Raw genomic sequence first — 18,878 nt, forward strand, 5'->3', positions numbered from 1 at the left:
CTAATTATGGGACGAAGGTAATTCTTTTTCTGTATCTCCCTCCACTGCTTTCCCGGCTTCCGGCAAATCGAAAAGACTGGAAGACCCCGCACCAACACTTATAATGGACCGCATAGCGTCTTCGGGCCGGGTATTGACGTATTTGACGTCCTCTTCTTTCATGTGAAATACGAAGCCGTTGGTAGGATTGGGCCCGGTAGGCACAAAAACAGTAACGTAGCCATTGCCCAGCTCATCATCGGTCACAAACCCCGTCATCAGGGTGCCGCTGCCAAAGGGGTCAACGAGGACCACCTGCGAAAAAGGCACCTTTTTACGCCCCAAAAATTGACGGACGGTTTCCCGTAAGACGCCGTAGAAGGGCAGGCTCATCAACCACCGCTGCTCGAACTGCGTAAACATTTTACTGCCCGAACTGGTGCGCACCACCAGCCCAAGTGCAAAAAAGAACGTGAGGACAATGGACAGCGCCAGAAAATCCAGGAACCAGCCTGGCAGCTCCTCTGAAAAAGGTATCAGTGCCCGGACCGGAGAGACAAGATTCGTCATGAAATTAATCAGAATCCGGACCAGGAAAAAGAAAAGGGTGAGGGGCAATATCACTACCAGCCCCCCTATAAAAGTGGTTGCGAAAAATCGGCGCAGGCGGTTAAAAATCCGCATGAACCGGCGGGACCGCCTGCGTACTTTTTCGGAAGGTTCTATCATTCGCTATACGTTCGTCTGGTATTGTTGTTCATAATAGGCCTGGTAGGCCCCGGTAGTCACCCGCTCCAGCCATTCGGTATTGCCAAGGTACCACTCAGCGGTCTTGCGCAATCCTTCTTCTGCCTGAATGCTTGGGGCCCAGTTGAGCTCATTCATCAGCTTGGTGGCATCAATGGCGTAGCGGCGGTCGTGGCCGGGCCGGTCTTTCACGAAAGTGATCAATGCCCGGGAAGTACCCTGATCGCGCCCCAGCAAATCGTCCATAACATCACAAAGCTGATGCACCAAGTCGATGTTTTTCCATTCGTTATTGCCACCGATATTATACGTCTCGCCGTTTTTGCCTTCGTGGTAAATGAGGTCAATGGCAGCAGCATGGTCTTCCACCCAAAGCCAGTCGCGGGTGTATTGGCCATCGCCGTAAACCGGTAGTGGTTTGTTGTGGCGGATGTTGTTGATCATCAGCGGCAGCAACTTTTCTGGAAACTGATAGGGGCCGTAATTGTTCGAACAGTTGGAAATAACAATGGGCAGCCCGTAGGTATGATAGTAAGCCCGGACAAGGTGGTCAGAGCTCGCTTTGGAAGCCGAATAGGGCGAGCGTGGATCGTAGGCCGTTTCTTCTGTGAAGAAGCCGGTTTCGCCCAGGGTGCCGTACACCTCATCTGTGGAAACGTGGTAGAAGCGCTTGCCGGAAAAATCCCCCCAGTGCTGCTTAGCGGCATTGAGCAGGACCACCGTGCCCACGATATTGGTTTCTATGAAACTCATCGGGTTGGCAATAGAGCGGTCTACATGAGATTCTGCTGCCAGGTGGATGACCCCGTCGAAATCATGAGCAGCAAAGAGCTCCTGCATGGCAGCGGCATCCGTAATGTCCGCTTTCACGAAAGTGTAGTTGGCAGCGTTTTCGATATCCTTAAGGTTCTCCAGATTGCCTGCATAGGTCAGGGCATCGAGGTTAACGATGTGGTAATCGGGGTATTTATTGACCATCAGGCGGACAAGATGCGACCCAATAAACCCGGCACCACCGGTAATCAGGATTGTGGTTGGCTTAGACATGTTCTTTGGTTTTGGTTTGCGGTACAGTGGTTTGGTGTGTTTGTGGACGTTGGACGACAAAGCTAACGAATTCCTGTGGCTGTTGCCAGTCCTGATGCGAGTGATTTTCCTACCTTTGCAGGAAACCAGAATCACTCTACCTTATGCGTACGTACTTTTGGCTCTTTTTGTTGCTGCCCCTGTTGTCTTCCGCTCAGGAATACGGGGAGTTTGACCTCAACCGGGGCAATGGTATCCTCGTTGACTTCACTTACGGCTACCATACGCCTGGCGGCGACTTTGGCAAACGCTTCGGCAACCACTTCAGCGTAGGCACCGGGGCAGAATTCATTACAGATAAAGGCAACTGGCTTTTCGGGCTGGGCATGAGTTACTATTTTGGCAATGAGGTGGCAGAAAATCCACTCACCGGCCTGCTCAATGATCAGGGCCGCATCATTGGCAACAACCGTGGCTATGCCGATATACAGCTTAGAATGCGCGGTTACTACGTAGGCGGTCATGTAGGGAAGCTCATCCCACTGGGCTTTTCCAAAAATCCACGCTCCGGGCTGAGAGCGACAGTCAGTATGGGCCTGCTGCAGCATAAAATCCGAATTCAGGAAGATCCTTTGAGTTTCGTCCCCCACCTGGATGATGAATACAAGAAAGGCTATGACCGCCTCAGCAACGGGCTGGCCTTCACAGAGTTTATCGGCTATCAGGTACTGAGTACGAACAAGCTGATCAACTTTTTTGCCGGGGTGGAATTCACCCAGGGCTTCACAATGAGCCGCAGGAGCTTCGATTTTGCCACCCGGCAGCAGGACACGGCCGAACGGCTGGACCTGAATGTCGGCTTCAGGGTAGGCTGGATTTTACCCTTCTATGTTGGGCAGCGGGCCTCTGAGGAAATTTATTATTGATGGCTTTTTACACCTTGGGCATTCATCTTTACGGCCTGGCATTACGAGTTGCCGCCTGGTTCCACCCCAAAGCCCGAAAATGGGTGAAGGGGCGGCAAAACTGGGTGGAGCAACATAGGGAGCTGAGCGCTGCACTCCCGGAGAACCGCCCTCTTTTTTGGTTTCATTGTGCCTCTCTGGGCGAATTCGAGCAAGGGCGCCCGCTCATCGAAAAGCTCAAAACACGCAATCGCCCCCCACTTATATTGCTTACCTTTTACTCTCCTTCCGGTTATGAAATCCGCCAAAAATACCCACAGGCGGACGTGGTGGCCTACCTCCCGCTCGATACGCCTGCTCAGGCGAGGGCTTTTGTCGCGATCTGGCAGCCACAGCTTGCCATTTTCGTTAAGTATGAATTTTGGTTCAATGTTTTGCGGCAGCTCCAAAAGCAGCATGTCCCAACCCTCCTGATTTCAGGCCTGTTTCGTCCGGGACAGCTCTTTTTTAAGCCTTACGGCAAACCCTTCCGCCGGACCCTTGAGGGGTTCAGCCATCTCTTTGTTCAGAATGAAGCTTCCGGGCAGGTGCTGTCGGGTGCGGGGATTCATCAGTACACGGTAGCCGGAGACACCCGCATCGACCGGGTGCAGTCTATAGCACAGCAGGCTCCGGAAATCCCTGCAGCTGCCACGTTTTGCCAGTCCGCTCCGGTTTTGATTGCGGGGAGCTCCTGGCCCGAAGACGAAGCCTGCCTCCTGCCTTTCCTTAATACAGAGTTCCCTACTGACTGGAAGGCCATCATTGCGCCCCACGAAATTTCAGAAAGTCACCTGCGAAATATTGAGCAGCAGCTTTCCCTGCCCTGTATTCGCTACAGCAAAGCCGAAAACAACCCGGAACAGCTTGCAGCGGCACGGGTTTTGCTCATTGATAATATTGGTATGCTATCTGCACTTTATCAGTATGGGCGGATTGCCTACATCGGGGGAGGGTTTAAGACCGGGCTGCACAACACCCTTGAGCCTATCGCCTTTGGCCTGCCGGTGCTTTTTGGCCCTTACTACCATAAGTTTGAGGAGGCCCGCTACCTGGTCAGGGAAGGCGGAGGATTTGTCATAACCCAAAAAGACGACCTCTTCCGGACCTTTCAGCAACTGCAACACCCGGAAGCCTATACAGCCGCAGCAGCTAAGGCATTAAGTTACATCAAACAAAATCAGGGCGCTACTCAAAAAGTCCTGAACTGGATAGAAAGTGCAAGCTTGTAAGTCGTTTGGCTTTAGCATAATTGCGGCATATTCCTATCTTTGCTATTCGGTTGAACGGCACTGTCAGTGACTCAAAACTCTATTGACCTACTATAGATTATGATCTCTAACCTGAAGGCTTTCACGGCATTTGAACAGCAAAACATTCTAATCATTGGCGATGTGATGATCGACCGCTACCTGAATGGCAGTGTAGATAGGATTTCACCTGAAGCGCCGGTGCCCGTAGTCCGGCTCACTGGGCAGGAAGACCGGCTTGGAGGTGCCGCTAATGTAGCCCTCAACCTTAAAGCACTCGGAGCAACGCCCTACCTGTGTTCCGTCATCGGAGCAGATGAAAACGGAGGACAACTACAGCAACTGTTGACAGCCTTACAGTTCTCGGACCGGGGGCTGCTTCAGTCCAAAGAGCGCCGCACGACCGTCAAGTCAAGAGTCATCGCTGGCAATCAGCACCTGCTCCGGGTAGACGCCGAAGATACACACCCTCTTTCCGCCACTGAGCAGGAAAACCTCCTTCACCTGATAACAGAGCTGCTGGAGCAAAAGGAAATTCACGCCATTCTTTTTCAGGATTATAACAAGGGCGTGCTCTCTTATCCAGTCATCCGGGCGGTCATCCTCGAAGCCATCAAACGGGATATCCCTACTGCTGTAGACCCCAAGTTCGACAATTTCTGGTCCTACAAGCATGTGACACTCTTCAAACCCAATCTGAAGGAAATACGGGCACAAATGCCCTTTGAAGTGCAGCCCACTCTGGAAGACCTGAATAAGGCAGCTGACCACTTGCGCAACAAACTGGGCAATCCCTACAGTCTGGTTACCCTTTCCGAACGGGGCATTTACCTCAACAACCGGGGCGAAGGGCAGACTATTCCCACCCACCCCAGGTCGATCACCGATGTATGTGGTGCCGGTGATACGGTTTTTGCAGTTGCCGGGCTTGGCCTTTCCCTGGGCATGCCGCTGGAGGAAATTGCGCGTTTGTCCAATCTGGCAGGTGGCCAGGTATGCGAACGGGTAGGCGTGGTCCCTGTAAACCGGGAACAACTGGAACAAGAATATCAGCAGCTCCTTAGTGAAGGAGAGATTTCGTAACCTGGATTGCTAAAGGCTTTCTTTCGCTGGACCAGAGACCGGTTTTTCGCTAAATTGATGTATTCGTTTTAGTGCAATTTGCGCCCGGGAGCCACCTCCCACTCTATTCAAAATCAAAACCCTGGATCAAGCTATGAAAAAATCGTTTACCCTATTTCTGTTTTTGGTATCGTATTTGTCCTCCGCTAATGCAACGGTCCCCTTTTGGGAAGTGCACTTTGAGGCCGGCCTGCCTAACGGGTGGTCCTCAACCGATGCATCCGGTCAGAATGTATTATGGACCTACTGCAATGACTTTGGGGAGTGCCTCTCTGATCAGAGCCCAATTGAAGGCTTTTATTCTGAATCAGCTGACAATGGTTTTATGCTGCTCAATTCCGGTGCGGCCGGCCCTTTGCCTGGCAATGGCCACATCAGCCGGTTGCGTAGCAACAGCATTGATTGCTCCGGTCACGAGCGGGTCTATGTGCAATTCCAAACCAGCATCGCCACCGATAATGAAGCTGCATTTCAGAAAGCCGTGCTAAGGGTCATCACCCCGCTTGGCGAATCCACCTTCCGCCCTTTCCCCACCCTGAGGCGCAATGCCCAGCAACTGGCACCTAACCCTGACATTGCCCCGGGCCGCCCCTACGTGGTGACTTTCGACATTACTAACCTCGCTGCCGGTCAAAGCTCGGTCGAACTGGAATGGGAATGGGCTGCCAATTATGAATTCGCCTGGATGATTGATGATGTTATCCTTACCGAAAAACACCCTGCAGCACCCGAAAATGTCATTTTTTTCGAGCCTTTTGAGTTTGGAGACAATGGATGGACCTCCAATGTCTTATTTTTTAGCGAGAGTGACTCCACCTGGCAATGGCGGTACGGCGGTGATGCCAGCCGCGGGCTGGGCGCCGATCAAAGCGCATTAGGGCCAGATTTCTTCATTCATTCCGAAACAGCGGTGGATGGCGCAATGCTCTTCGATGGGGACTACTACACCACACTAGGGGACGAGCCCGGGCAGCAGTTCCACATTTGCGAACTGATTTCGCCAGTCATTGACCTCACACAAAGCAGCAAACCTCTGGCCTTATCGTTTCACCAATTAGCCTGGCTGGGCAATACCGCCTTCAACGCCCCCTCTTCCGATGGCACCCGGTTTATCACTTCCTTTTCGTACAGTACCAACGGAGGCGCTACCTGGAGCGCACCGCAAGGCGTCAATCCCTACCTCACCCCGGTAACAAGTGCTAATGGCAATCACCTTCCGCCCTATGACAACAGAGAGTATTTTCCACTCCCAAACCTGGAAGGCGTAGATGAATTCCGGATCAAATTTACCTGGGCGGGCGACTTTTACTTTTGGGCACTCGATGATATTGCGCTGGAGGAACGCCCCGACAGCGACCTGAGGACGAACCCCAACTTCTTTACCCGCTTTCCAAATATGCAAACCCCGGTGGGGCAACTTACGGATATCCCTCTTCAATCTGATTTGCAAAATATTGGAAGTGCAAATGCCACTATTGTCACCCGTAGTTTCCAGTTAGCAAATACTGAAAATGAAGAGGTCCTGTTCTCAACAGAGGAAGCAGTGGCAGAGGTACTTGCCGTGAACGAGCTTTATGAAAATCAGCCTTTTGAGGACCTGATGCCCTCTTCAGTTATTACCAATACCGGCACTTACCAGGGTATATACGGCAGCAGTCATATAGAGCCGGACCAACGACCTGAAAACGACAATATCAGCTGGAGTTTTCAAGTTACTGATTCCACTTTCGCTAAAGAGTTGGGGTTTACCCGGGATATCGCCCCGGTAGAACAGGTAGACTACAGCTATGGCAACTGCTTCTTCATGCCTAATGGCGATGGCCTGTACGCCCGTTATGTTTCATTTGGCGTAAGCAATCCGGTGCCGCTCGCCAATTTCAGCCGGGCGGTCAATGTAGTCCTGCACGAGTGGGCAGGTGACCTGAACAACAATAATGAGGCGGATGCTGAAGAGCTACAGGAGATCGGCATTAACCTCTATCCATTTAACGGGACAGAGGGGCTGGGTATGATCACGCTCCCGGTCTCCTTCGAAGGTGAAGGCATCCCCTTGAAAGACAGCACCTACTACATCATCAGTGTACGTTACAATGACCCTACGCCTCCCCTGCTTTTTATGCTGGCCAGTGACACAATTGATTATACCGCAACGGTTGCTGCGCACAATTCCACGCCCGGGCTTGTTCCACAGTACGCAAGTGCATTAGACGTTGGCAATGAAGGGGCATTCAGCATGTTGGGTTTTGGATACAATATCGTGCCGGTAGTAAGGCTGCACATTGGTGAATCGCCCATTTTGACCCAAACTGCGGAAACGGAACCCTCGGCAGTAGCGGTCAGCATAAGCCCAAATCCTGCTAATGAGGCTTTCGAGGTCCATTTGAAGGGGGATTTTGTTGCGAAAGACGCCAGTTTAAGGGTCACTGATGCCTCGGGCAAGACAGTTCTTGACAGGGAAATTAAGGATTCTCTTAATAAAAGCTTTACATTTGCGGCTCGTCAGTTGCCTTCCGGTTGGTATACCGTCCGGCTTGAAACGGCAGAAGGCGTTCTCACTAAACCCTTGGTTATACAGCATTAACCCCAGCGTTTTCTTTTGCTTAAAGAAGGAAGAACATTGAGAAAAACATCAAATCATCTTATATATATGAATTCACGTAGACTAATTACAATCACCTTGTTTATGCTGGGCATGGGCGTTTTCACAACCCTGTCTGCCCAGAACGTATTGCTGTCCGAAGACTTTGCCAATGGCATTCCTGCCGACTGGACCAACGAAGATGCGTCCGGTAACGGTGCAATCTGGACCTGGTGTAATGATCCGGCAGCCGGACAGGGCGATGGCTGCCCTGCCGTCTGGAATGATCAGATCAACCAGCAGATGCCATTTGCTGCGGAGACCGCCACGAATGGCTTTGTAACAGTTGACTCTGATGCTGCGGGTGGTGCAGTTACACACACTAGTGAGCTGACCATTGCCCCTCAGGACTTCTCAGCCCAGGATGCCGTTTGGATTGCCTTCCAGGCACACATTGGCGTTTTTGCTTTCTCTGCAGAAGACAATGCCATTCTTCGCGTCAGCAATGACGGAGGTACTAACTGGGATACCTACACAGTCTTTCCTGGCCTGACTACTGGTGAGCGCTGGTCAGAAAACCCGGAACAGATACAGCTTGACATCTCAGCAACTGCTGCCGGTGAGTCCAACGTACTCATTCAGTGGCAGTGGACTGGTAACTGGGAGTACAACTGGAATCTCGACGACGTATTCATTTACGACGCCGACCCACGCCCGGCCAACGACATGCGCGTGAATAACTTCCGCGCCGTAGCGCCTAACTTTGCAACACCTGCTTCTCAGGTAACGCCATTTGGCTTCATCGCTGATATTCAAAACCTCGGTTCTCAAACACAGGAAAATGCAACGCTTACCGTCTCCATTAGCGATGCAGGTGGCGAAGTATTCTCTGACGAACTGGTATATGCATCGATCGGTGCCGATTCTGTAGCCGAGAATATTTTCTTCGAAGAAGAATTCGTTCCTGACATGATGCCAGGGGCTTACACCGGTCAGTACGAGCTGACGCTGGGTGAAGCTGATGCTAATCCTGAGGATAATGTTCGTCCATTTTCCTTTATCGTTACAGATACGCTTTTCCAGCGTGATAGCGGAGAAGGACTGGGTGGTACCCGCCCGGCTGACGACAACGACTTCAGCTACGGTAATGTCTATTATGTTACCAACGGTGAGAACCTCTTCGCCCGTTACGTAACCTTCGGTGTAAGCAACTTCGACGAAGTGGCTGGTTTTGCTGTTTCCACACTACTTTACGAGTGGACAGGCGACCTTAATGGTGATGGACAGGCTGCCGGTGATGAGCTCGATGGGCCTATCGCATTCAACAGCTACGCTTTCACGGGTGAAGAGACAGGTCCTCTGGTAACTATCCCGGTTGATATTGACGAGAACTTCCCTGCACTGAAGGACGACACCTACTACATCATTGTAGTTCAGTTTGCTCCGGATGATGACGATTCTGACCTGTTCCTGAGCACGACTTCTGACATTGACTATTCTGCTTCCAATTTTTACCAGGACTCCGTAGGTAACAAAGCCATTCCTTACGTAGCCCTTGACGTAAGCAACGTAAATGAATTCTCACTGGTCGGCTTCGGTCTGGACAATATTCCGGTTGTTCGCCTTTCAGTCGGTTCTGCAACAAACAGCACCGTTGCTCAACTGCCGGAAAACAGCCTTGAAATCATGCCTTCTCCTGCCAATACTCAGTTCCAGGCAATTGTAAACCTGGAAACACCTGCACAGGAGGTAACGGCTACACTGTTCAGCGCGAACGGCCAAGTGATGGAAACCCGTAACCTGAGCAATATTCAGCAGACGACGCTGGACTACAACGTCAGCAACCTGCCCGCTGGCAACTACTACCTGCGCCTGCAGACCGAGCAAGGTATCCGTACCCTGCCCGTTGCGGTACAGCACTAATTGAGATTATCATAACTCAATAAGGAATGCCCCGGTGGACACTTGTTCCGCCGGGGCATTTTGTTTTGTTGCGAATGGCTGAACCGGTTACGGCTGTTGCGCTGCCCAGACCGGGCTGCCTGCCCGTACTGCCGCAACGGCATTCCTAACCAAATCCACCGCCCGCTCAATATCTTCCGCACGGGTAAAGCGCCCCAGACTAAACCGCAGGGAGCTGTGGGCTTCTTCTGCCGTGAGCCCCATCGCCCGTAACACATGGGAAGGCTCTACTGATGCCGAGGTACAGGCAGAGCCGGAAGACAGCGCCAGTTCCTGAGCGAAGCGCATCATAACGGTATCAGATTCGGTGAAGGGGAAAGCGATATTTGAGACATGCGGCAAACGATGCTCCGGGTGCCCGTTGAGAAAAGCCCGGGGCACTTCCCTGAGCAATTGTTGTTCCAGTTGGTCGCGCAGAGGTCGCAGGCGCTGAGCCTCTGCTTCCATTTGGGCCTTGGCCAGAGCAGCTGCCTTTCCAAACCCTACAATGCCCGGCACATTTAGCGTACCCGACCGCAGGCCCTGCTCGTGCCCGCCACCGTGCACCTGAGCAGCCACGCTCACCTTGGGCTGCCGGCGGCTCACATAGAGCCCTCCCACCCCTTTCGGCCCGTACATCTTGTGGGCAGAAAAAGCCATCAGGTGCACCCCGGTCTCCCGCGGATGGCAGGGCAGTTTGCCCACCACCTGAGTGGCATCGCTCATTAGCAAGGTGCCATGCTTGTCGCAAAGAGCTCCAATCTCCTGCATCGGCTGCAGCACGCCGGTCTCGTTATTGCCCCACATTATGGATACCAGTACGGTATCCGGGCGAATGGTGGCTTCCAGCTCATCTAAATCAACGAGCCCATCAGGTTGCACATTCAGGTAGGTGACCTCAGCTCCCAGTTGTTCGGCTCGCCCGCAGGCGTCGAGCACGGCTTTGTGCTCTGTTTTCAGGGTAATGATGTGGTTGCCTTTACGGCGGTATTGCTCCAGTGTGCCCAGGATAGCCAGATTGTCAGACTCGGTAGCACCGGAAGTAAAGATGACCTCTTTAGCTTCCGCGCTGATCAGGTTGGCGACCTGCTTGCGTGCCGACTTAACGGCATCTTCCGCCAGCCAGCCCAGAGCATGATTCCGGCTGGCTGCATTGCCCGGTTGTTCGTAAAAATAGGGCAGCATGGCTTCTACGACCTTAGGGTCGCAGGGGGTGGTGGCGTTGTTATCCAAATATATCATTCTTCTTCCTCTTCTTCAGTGGGATATTTGACACTAACGATTTATCAAATCAACGCTCATCAAGAAAAGTTTTCAAGCTCTTTTTTTCCTTCTTTCCATCTACCATGAGCTTAACTTCCTCGTAAGCAGAGGATAAACCCTGATAAAACTCCATTTCTTCTTCGTTCAAACTCAAGAGCACGCCCGGCGAAAGGAGTGCGCCGGGCGAGACGGGCACACCTAGTCTTTTTGCTAAAGCAAGAATTTGTGCTAAGTCATCTTTTTTCTCGATACTCAAAAGTAAGCGAGTCATATCTTTTCTTTTTCTGCTTAACGAAAGATAAGCAATTTTAGTTGCGCCTCCAATTCGCTCGCCGGGGCAGAATCCCTACTTTTGCTTTTCGGCAAAATACCATCCAATATGTCACAAGTACAAGAATTCAACGACTACCGGGCCAAGATGAATGAGAAAATTTTGGCGGAGGACAATAAAGTTTTGAAGCGCTTTTTCAATCTCGATACAAATGCGTATCAAGAGGGTGCACTTTCTTCCAAAACTAAAGAATTGCTGGGCCTGGTGGCCTCTATGGTACTGCGGTGCGACGACTGCATCCGCTATCATCTGGGCAAATGCCACGAGCAGGGCGTGACCAAAGCGGAGGTCTTTGAGGTCTTCGCCATCGCCAATCTCGTTGGAGGCTCTATCTGCATCCCGCATACGCGCCGGGCGGTGGAGTACTGGGAAGCTTTGGAGGAAGCATAGGAATTTTTAGAATACGGTCTTAAGAAACGGAAGACAAACATGAGCTATTTAGACGAATTGAACGACGTACAGCGGCAGGCGGTGACGAATACAGATGGCCCTGTGCTGGTAGTCGCCGGGCCGGGCTCCGGTAAGACCCGGGTGCTGACTTACCGCATCGCTCACCTGATTGAGAAAGGGACAGCGCCCTGGGAAATCCTCGCCCTGACCTTTACCAACAAAGCGGCACGCGAAATGAAGGAACGGATCGGAAAGGTGGTCGGCCCGAGAGCCAACCGCGTGTGGGCAGGCACCTTCCACTCTATTTTCGCGCGCATCCTCCGGGTGGAAGCCGAAAAGATTGGCTATCCGTCCAACTTCACCATTTATGATTCGGACGACTCCAAGAGCGTGATCCGGTCAATCATTCAGGAAATGAACCTGAATAAGGACCATTACAACCCCAACGCCATCCTATCGCGCATTTCCTCCGCCAAGAGTAGCCTCATCACCCCAAAACTCTACGAAAAGGATGAGGAGCTACGGGAGCAGGACCGTATGGCCAAGCGCCCGCACCTCCATGCCATTTACAAAAAATACACGGCCCGCTGCAAACGCTCCGGAGCGATGGACTTTGACGACCTGCTGTACCGCCTGTACGAGCTCTTCCAGAAAAACCCGGACAATGTGCTCGATAAGTACCGGGAGAAATTTAAATACGTGCTGGTGGATGAGTTTCAGGATACCAACCACCTGCAGTACTCCATCATCCGGAAGTTTATACAGTACGATAAAAGCGACCGCAACATCTGTGTGGTGGGCGACGATGCTCAGAGTATTTATGCCTTTCGGGGGGCGACCATTCAGAACATCCTGGACTTTGAGAAGGACTTCGAAAAGCACGGTATCAAAGTCTTCAAGCTGGAGCAAAACTACCGGTCTACCGAGCACATCGTACAAACCGCTAACGAAGTGATCGGCTACAACCGCCGCCAAATCAAAAAGACCATTTGGTCGGACAAAGGCGACGGGCACAAGATCAAGCTCATCAAAGCCATGACCGATGGAGAAGAGGGACAGCGCATTGCGGATAACATCCTGGAGCAAAAAAACCGCCACCATTTGCGCAACAGCGAGATTGCTATTTTGTACCGGACCAATGCGCAATCCCGCGTTTTTGAAGAATACCTGCGCCGGTACAACATCGCCTACAAAATCTTCGGCGGGCTGTCATTCTACCAGCGTAAGGAAGTAAAGGATATGGTCGCCTACCTCCGCCTGGCTGTCAATACTATGGACGAGGAAGCCCTGCGCCGGGTCATCAACTACCCCAAACGCGGCATTGGCAAAACCACCCTGGATAAAATCAGCACGGTGACTGCTCAGCTTGACAAACCCCTCTGGGAGTGCCTGGGCCGGGTACAACTGAGCAAGCGCGCTTTAGGGGCTATTGCCGACTTTGTAGCCATGATCAAATCCTTCCAAAAGAAGGCAGAGGGAGAAAACGCCTACGAGGCTGCCAGCTACATCGCCAAGCGCTCAGGCATAATGGATGAGCTCAAAGCAGATAATTCCGTGGAGGGTATCAACCGCATGGAAAACGTAAACGCACTCCTCGATGGCGTCAAAGCTTTTGTGGAAGACGACACCGTTATTGATACGGAGACGATTGCCGATAAATCACTGGCCAGCTATCTACAGAATATCGCTTTGCTTACAGATTTGGACACCAAAGAAGACGAGAACACCGAGTACGTCACTCTGATGTCGGTACACGCCGCGAAGGGATTGGAGTTTAAATCCGTCTTTGTGGTGGGTATGGAAGAGAAACTGTTCCCTTCCTTCATGTCGCTGGAATCACAGGATGGCATTGACGAAGAGCGCCGCCTGTTTTATGTGGCCATCACGCGGGCGGAGCAGTTCCTTACGCTTTCTTACGCCAACAGCCGCTACCGGTACGGCCAGATGCGGTACAACGAGCCCAGCCGCTTCCTGCAGGAAGTACCTCTGGAGCGCCTGGAGGAAATCAGCGGTGCGCGTTCGTCCTTTGGCAGCAACCGGCCTGGCTTTATGGACCGCAGTACCGATAACGGCAATAGCAACGGCAGCAGTGGTGCCAGGGTATCTGGTAACTTCAAAAAGCCTGACCGGGCGGTTAGCCTTGGCATTGACCCCAAAGACTTCAAACCCAATGCCCCTACCGAAATACAGGCCGGCATGAAAGTACTCCACCTCAAGTTTGGAGAGGGCAAAGTCCTGAGCATCGATGGCGGCAGTGCCAACCGCATCGCCACCATATTCTTCAAAAACGCCAGCGACCCTCAGCAGCGCAAGATCATGCTGAAGTTTGCCAAGCTGCAAATCATTGGCTAATGACAATGGACCGAACAACGCTACTACAGCAAGCCGAACAGCTCCGGCGCCGCTGGTTCCGGCAACTGCAGGCGATTGAGGGAGAGCCCAACTGGCCTAAAGGGTGGGAACGGCTGGAGTACCTCCGGAGCCTGATCAAGCAGGTGGAGCAGCTCGGGGAAGAGGACTGGGCAGAGCAGGCAGAAGCACAGCAACTGAGCCTGATCGTACAGGAGGCCAGGGATTTATAACCCCTGAAAGCGGCTCCAACTACCCCTTTTTGTGGACGAACTTATTGTAGTTTTTTCGGTCGTGGCGGTCGAGGTAAGCTTCAATGAGGGCTTCCCGTTCAGCGGGTGGCATTGGGTTATTGGCTTCGTACATACCGGCTGCCCGGCGTTGGCGGAGCGCTTCGTAAAGTGTGACCGCGCAGGCCACGGAGATGTTCAGGCTTTGCACCATACCCATTTGCGGGATCAGGAAATTGCCGGTAGCGAATTGCAGGGAAGCCTCAGAAACCCCATCGTGCTCATTCCCAAACAACAGGGCTACGGATTGGGTGAAGTCAATATCGTACAAGTCCACAGCCTGTTCTCCCAGGTGTGTCGCCCAGATGTCGTCATACCGTTGCTGCACATGGTCAAAACAGGCAGCTACATCGTGGTAAAGGTGAATATCGATCCATTTTCGCGCACCGGAACTGGCATTTTTTCCAATTTCAATGCGTTCCTGATCGAGGCTGGGCTCGGTGTACAGTACGAAGATTTCCCGAATACCGACGGAGTCACAGGAGCGCAAGACAGCACCGATGTTATGCGGATCATGCACATTCTCCAGCACCACAGTGAGGTTGGGCTGCCGGCGGGCGGCAACCGAAGCTAACCTTTCCTTTCTTTCTACTCTCAATTTATCTCAAATTCGCTGACTGAAACTGGTAGTCCTGAAACTTCAGGATATTGACATGCTTGTTCTCAAACTTCTGTATTGGCGGGTTCTCCATACCGGTAGTGGTAGGCCGGACCACCCGCTCAAAGTCGAACCTGGTATGCAGCATCTGCTCCGGCTCCTGCTCCAGCTGATACTGAAACTTGGTGCCATAATCATTAAGCATACGGCCAAAGTAGCGGGTCACGTCATAGGCGAGGAAGGCCTCCTCTCCGGGCGTTATGCCAAACCGGTTGTAAAACTTACGTTTAAAGAACCGGATATCATCCGAGTAATTATCCAGGTAGGCATCGCTGCTAATATGTACATTCAGGCTTTCGTACAGGTCAAAATCGATCCGCTCGTATTCCTGCCACTGCGGCATGCCATAGACCACCACATGCATGGGCGCTGCCTGAGCCTGACCAGGCCCTCGTTCCTGATTCATGGGGTTCTTAGCGAGCTTTGCCTGACTGAGGAAAGAATACACAAAAGTTTCATTGGACCATGAAGGCACGATAAATACGGTGGTATCGCCGGGTGTCATGAAGGACGACAAATCAATATTCCCAAACCGCTCTTCGTCATTATTGTCTACCTCTACCACGTACTCCCGCAGCCGAAGGGAATCCTCAATACGCCCCTCAAGGCGGAAAATCTCTTCCTGGAAATAGTTGAACCGGGCCCGCTCTACTTCTTTGTCCCTTGATACCAGTACGATTTTCTTACGCCCATAGTTCTCGTAGGCGTGCTTCGTAATGGCCTGGCAGTGCGACTGCAAGGTAGGGCTCACCTGTATGTAATTCGGATTAGCTGTGGCAATATTTGCAGAAGCGCTATGCGGTGAAACGTAGGTTTTGTTGTTACGGCGGGCAAATTCGGCTACCATCTCCACATTATCACTCCGGTACGGGCCAATAATCAGGTGAGAATTGTACAACTCGGACCGCGTGTTGAGCAACCGCCCCACTACTGCTTCCTGAGCTTTGCTGTCCATGACGCGGACGTTCAGCTTCACGCCTTGCTCATCGAGCTCATCCAAAGCCATCTGCATACCCCCGTAGTAATTGAGGGCCCAGGTGGAGTTGCGGAAAATCTCGTTGCTTTCCGGATTGAAGCGGTCCGAAAGGAAAGGCAACAGCACCGTTACGTTATAAGAGGTATAAAACTCTGTACCGAAGTCTCCCCGCTCAATAAGCTTGGAAGGATTGCCCATGACCTCCTCCTGGGCGATGCCCTCTCCGGACTGAATAGGCGGGATACTATCCGCAGAAACCAATTTCCACTTGATCGTGTCCATGGTTTCGACCGGCGTTTCATCCACGATAACCAGCTGACCGGTTTCAGGATCGTAGATTTTTTTGCCCGGCAGGGGGTCAAGCTCCTCACCAATTTCTTTCGGCTCCTCTTCTGTTTCGGCTTTCCGGAATAAAGCACAGGAAGAGACAGTAAGCCCCAGAAAAAGGGCAATCAACAGTCTATTCCCATTCAATTGTGGAAGGCGGCTTAGTGCTGATATCATAAACGACACGGTTTATTCCTTTTACATTATTGATGATCTCACTTGACACCGTGGCCAGGAAATCGTGTGGAAAGCGGCTCCATTCCGCAGTCATCCCGTCCCGGGAGTTCACTGCCCGCAGGGCAACGGTTTTTTCATAGGTCCGTTCATCGCCCATTACACCTACCGATTGCACCGGAAGGAGGATGGTACCCGCCTGCCAAACTTCATCGTACAAGCCGAATTTACGAAGATTGTTGATATAAATCGCATCTGCCTCCTGCAGCATGCGCACCTTTTCCGGTGTAATGTCCCCTAAAATCCGGATCCCCAGGCCCGGACCGGGGAACGGATGCCGGCTTACAATCGCCTGTGGCACCTCTAATTCTGTACCTACAAGCCGCACCTCGTCCTTGAACAACATACGCAGCGGCTCCACAATTTTGAGGTTGAGCATTTCGGGCAAACCGCCCACATTATGGTGCGACTTGATAGTCACCGAAGGGCCATGTACCGAGACTGACTCAATGACATCCGGGTAGATAGTGCCTTGCCCCAGCCATTTAATCGCCCGGTCTTCTTCTTCCAGCTTCAGTGCCTCTCTTTCAAAGACCTCAATGAAGACGCGGCCGATCACTTTACGTTTCTGCTCCGGATCAGAGATCCCTTTCAATTCCTCATAAAACGCCTCTTTGGCATCCACACCAACCACACGCAGCCCCATATCCTTGTAAGAATGGAGCACTTCCTCGAACTCATCCTTACGCAGCAACCCATTATCCACAAAAATACAGACCAGGTTATCGCCTATTGCTTCGTGCAGCAGGGAGGCCGCAACGGTGGAATCCACACCACCGGACAGCCCCATTAAGACGTGGTCGTCCCCGAGTTGGTCACGCAGAGACTGCACTGTTTCTTCTACGAAGGCGGCCGGGGTCCATTCGGCATCACAGCCAGCGATGTCTTTTACAAAGTTCTTAAGGACGGTCATGCCATCCAGGCTATGCGAAACCTCCGGGTGGAACTGTATACAATAAACGGGTTGTGCGAAAGCGCCTGCTTTCGACTTATACGCTGCAACATCCACATGCGCTGTACCCGCCAGCAGTTCGAACTGTTCAGGAATTTCCATGATCGTATCCCCATGCGACATCCACACCTGAGAGCCCTCAGGCACATCAGCCAGAAAGGGGTCCGCCTGAAACATACGGCTCAGTTCGGCTTTGCCATACTCTCTTTTCAGAGAACGCTCCACCTTACCGCCCATCTGTTTGGCGATGTACTGCGCACCATAGCAGATACCCAGCACCGGGCGCTGCCCAATGAGTTGGTCCAGGTCAGTATGTAGTGCGTTTTCGTCGGCAACGGAAAAAGGGCTTCCCGATAAAATAATGCCTTTGATGGTGTCGTCCAGCTCCGGCACCTTATTGAAAGGCACAATCTCGCTGTAGACGTTGAGCTCCCGGATACGCCGCGCAATGAGCTGCGTATACTGCGAGCCGAAGTCGAGGATGAGGATTTTTTCTGTCATGGCGCGAAGATAGGATTTTCTCCCATCATTACTGCCCTTTGCCGGTATTGGAATGACAGTGGGCTTGGGTACATTAAAGGTTACTCCTGCAAGCCACGCCCCTGTTTACGGATTTTACCCTCCTTATTGAGCTGCTTCATCAGGCGGTCCAGGATACCATTGATGAAATCCTTGCTTTTGTCAGTGCTGTATTGCTTGGAAATCTCCACGAACTCATTGAGCGTGACCTTAGTAGGGATAGACGGGAAAGAGGTCAGCTCGCTCAGGGCCATCTTCAGCAGGATCATATCGATTACGGCAACCCGGTCGGCATCCCAGTTTCGGAGCGTAGGCTCAATTACGGACAGCAAATCGTCCCCTTCCTCAATGACCTGCCGCAGCAAACGCTCGCCGAAGTCATCCACGGCTTCATCCTGTGGGCGGTGCTCCTCAAAGAAGTCGCCCTCCGCCGGCAGTGACTTGATCGTTTTCTTCACAGCTCCCACCACGAGAGACTCATCATCGACCCAGTTGGAAAAATGGTCTTCCAGGAAATCGTTGAAGGGTTCATTGTTGACCAGGTGCTTGAAGAGGGACAGCAGCATTTCGGTATGCTCCTCATTGGTGTGAGAAGCCTGCCGGCTGTAAGTGAGGTACTCTTCCGTCTTAGCAAAGTCCTGATAGAAAGTCCGGATATTATCCAGGTCTATGCGGTTTTTAAGCTTGCGGCGGCGCAGCAATTCCTGAAACCCATCATTGCGCACCAACGACTGAAGGAGTTCGTTTTCAGCCAGTACGGCCGTGAACTGCTTATCCGAATCAGAGGGCAGGAGTTTTTCCAATTTCTTGGCTTTATCCTGAATGGCATACTCTGATGTACGCACCAGTGCCCAAAGCGTGAAGAGGTACAAATCAAAAGAGCGCTGTACATTCGCCTTGTATCGTTTGACGGTGTCGTCAAGCCCAAGCGAATGATCCTGGCTCATGGAATAAAGCATCTGCATTACTTTAATGCGGATATTCCTTCTACTCAGCATATTT

Annotated in this window: 16 protein-coding genes; 8 read left to right on the forward strand and 8 right to left on the reverse strand. The window is 52.1% G+C overall.

Features of this window, described 5'->3' with window-relative positions; translation table 11 throughout:
• Entirely contained in the window at positions 1-708 is a 708-nt protein-coding gene (locus IX84_RS28470; RefSeq protein ID WP_044229443.1) for a DUF502 domain-containing protein, read from the reverse strand.
• 3 nt (positions 709-711) lie between these two features.
• Positions 712-1,773, reverse strand: a complete 1,062-nt coding sequence (gene rfbB, locus IX84_RS28475) for a dTDP-glucose 4,6-dehydratase (protein ID WP_044229446.1) — start codon at positions 1,771-1,773, stop codon at positions 712-714.
• 143 nt (positions 1,774-1,916) lie between these two features.
• On the opposite strand from rfbB, the gene IX84_RS28480 reads away from it, so the two are divergent.
• The 5 genes from IX84_RS28480 to IX84_RS28500 all read left to right on the forward strand — a co-directional run bounded on the left by IX84_RS28480 (position 1,917) and on the right by IX84_RS28500 (position 9,569).
• Positions 1,917-2,678: a hypothetical protein gene (locus IX84_RS28480; RefSeq protein WP_044229448.1), complete on the forward strand. Its 762-nt coding sequence runs from the start codon at positions 1,917-1,919 to the stop codon at positions 2,676-2,678.
• Complete coding sequence (locus IX84_RS28485) at positions 2,678-3,928, forward strand: 3-deoxy-D-manno-octulosonic acid transferase (protein WP_044229451.1); 1,251 nt, start codon at positions 2,678-2,680, stop codon at positions 3,926-3,928. Before IX84_RS28480 ends, IX84_RS28485 begins: the two co-directional genes overlap by 1 nt.
• A 99-nt stretch (positions 3,929-4,027) precedes the next feature.
• Positions 4,028-5,029: a bifunctional heptose 7-phosphate kinase/heptose 1-phosphate adenyltransferase gene (locus IX84_RS28490; protein WP_044229453.1), complete on the forward strand. Its 1,002-nt coding sequence runs from the start codon at positions 4,028-4,030 to the stop codon at positions 5,027-5,029.
• Positions 5,030-5,162: 133 nt separating this feature from the next.
• Positions 5,163-7,649 (forward strand): T9SS type A sorting domain-containing protein, encoded by a 2,487-nt coding sequence (locus tag IX84_RS28495; RefSeq protein ID WP_044229456.1) that lies wholly within the window; start codon positions 5,163-5,165, stop codon positions 7,647-7,649.
• Positions 7,650-7,715: 66 nt separating this feature from the next.
• Positions 7,716-9,569 carry a T9SS type A sorting domain-containing protein gene (locus IX84_RS28500; RefSeq protein ID WP_081969004.1) on the forward strand — a complete coding sequence of 618 codons (1,854 nt, stop codon included), beginning with the start codon at positions 7,716-7,718 and terminating at the stop codon, positions 9,567-9,569.
• A gap of 87 nt (positions 9,570-9,656) precedes the next feature.
• Here the strand turns inward: IX84_RS28500 and IX84_RS28505 are convergent, their stop codons facing one another.
• Both IX84_RS28505 and IX84_RS28510 read right to left on the reverse strand, forming a co-directional pair.
• On the reverse strand, positions 9,657-10,829 hold the full coding sequence (locus IX84_RS28505; protein ID WP_044229462.1) for a cysteine desulfurase family protein: 1,173 nt from the start codon (positions 10,827-10,829) through the stop codon (positions 9,657-9,659).
• Positions 10,830-10,878: 49 nt separating this feature from the next.
• The gene (locus tag IX84_RS28510) at positions 10,879-11,121 is read right to left on the reverse strand and encodes a hypothetical protein (RefSeq protein ID WP_044229464.1); all 243 of its coding nucleotides are present in this window, start codon (positions 11,119-11,121) and stop codon (positions 10,879-10,881) included.
• Positions 11,122-11,229: 108 nt separating this feature from the next.
• Between IX84_RS28510 and IX84_RS28515 the strand changes: the two genes are divergently transcribed.
• From IX84_RS28515 to IX84_RS28525, 3 genes are read left to right on the forward strand one after another with little or no spacing between them, the layout of a single operon-like run.
• Positions 11,230-11,571 carry a carboxymuconolactone decarboxylase family protein gene (locus tag IX84_RS28515; RefSeq protein WP_044149718.1) on the forward strand — a complete coding sequence of 114 codons (342 nt, stop codon included), beginning with the start codon at positions 11,230-11,232 and terminating at the stop codon, positions 11,569-11,571.
• A 39-nt stretch (positions 11,572-11,610) separates the two neighbouring features.
• The gene (locus IX84_RS28520) at positions 11,611-13,923 is read left to right on the forward strand and encodes an ATP-dependent helicase (protein WP_044229467.1); all 2,313 of its coding nucleotides are present in this window, start codon (positions 11,611-11,613) and stop codon (positions 13,921-13,923) included.
• A gap of 5 nt (positions 13,924-13,928) precedes the next feature.
• The gene (locus IX84_RS28525) at positions 13,929-14,153 is read left to right on the forward strand and encodes a hypothetical protein (protein ID WP_152605285.1); all 225 of its coding nucleotides are present in this window, start codon (positions 13,929-13,931) and stop codon (positions 14,151-14,153) included.
• Between the two features lie 19 nt (positions 14,154-14,172).
• Here IX84_RS28525 and IX84_RS28530 read toward each other — a convergent pair whose 3' ends face one another.
• The 4 genes from IX84_RS28530 to nusB all read right to left on the reverse strand — a co-directional run bounded on the left by IX84_RS28530 (position 14,173) and on the right by nusB (position 18,874).
• Positions 14,173-14,808 (reverse strand): TrmH family RNA methyltransferase, encoded by a 636-nt coding sequence (locus IX84_RS28530; protein WP_044229471.1) that lies wholly within the window; start codon positions 14,806-14,808, stop codon positions 14,173-14,175.
• Position 14,809: 1 nt separating this feature from the next.
• Complete coding sequence (locus tag IX84_RS28535; RefSeq protein ID WP_081969005.1) at positions 14,810-16,348, reverse strand: ABC transporter substrate-binding protein; 1,539 nt, start codon at positions 16,346-16,348, stop codon at positions 14,810-14,812.
• On the reverse strand, positions 16,305-17,858 hold the full coding sequence (guaA, locus tag IX84_RS28540; protein ID WP_044229477.1) for a glutamine-hydrolyzing GMP synthase: 1,554 nt from the start codon (positions 17,856-17,858) through the stop codon (positions 16,305-16,307). The genes IX84_RS28535 and guaA overlap by 44 nt, the downstream gene beginning before the upstream one ends.
• Before the next feature lie 80 nt (positions 17,859-17,938).
• Complete coding sequence (nusB, locus tag IX84_RS28545) at positions 17,939-18,874, reverse strand: transcription antitermination factor NusB (RefSeq protein WP_044229480.1); 936 nt, start codon at positions 18,872-18,874, stop codon at positions 17,939-17,941.
• Positions 18,875-18,878: the final 4 nt, after the last annotated feature.

Origin of the sequence: Phaeodactylibacter xiamenensis (assembly GCF_000759025.1) — a bacterium.
GTDB classification, from domain to species: domain Bacteria; phylum Bacteroidota; class Bacteroidia; order Chitinophagales; family Saprospiraceae; genus Phaeodactylibacter; species Phaeodactylibacter xiamenensis.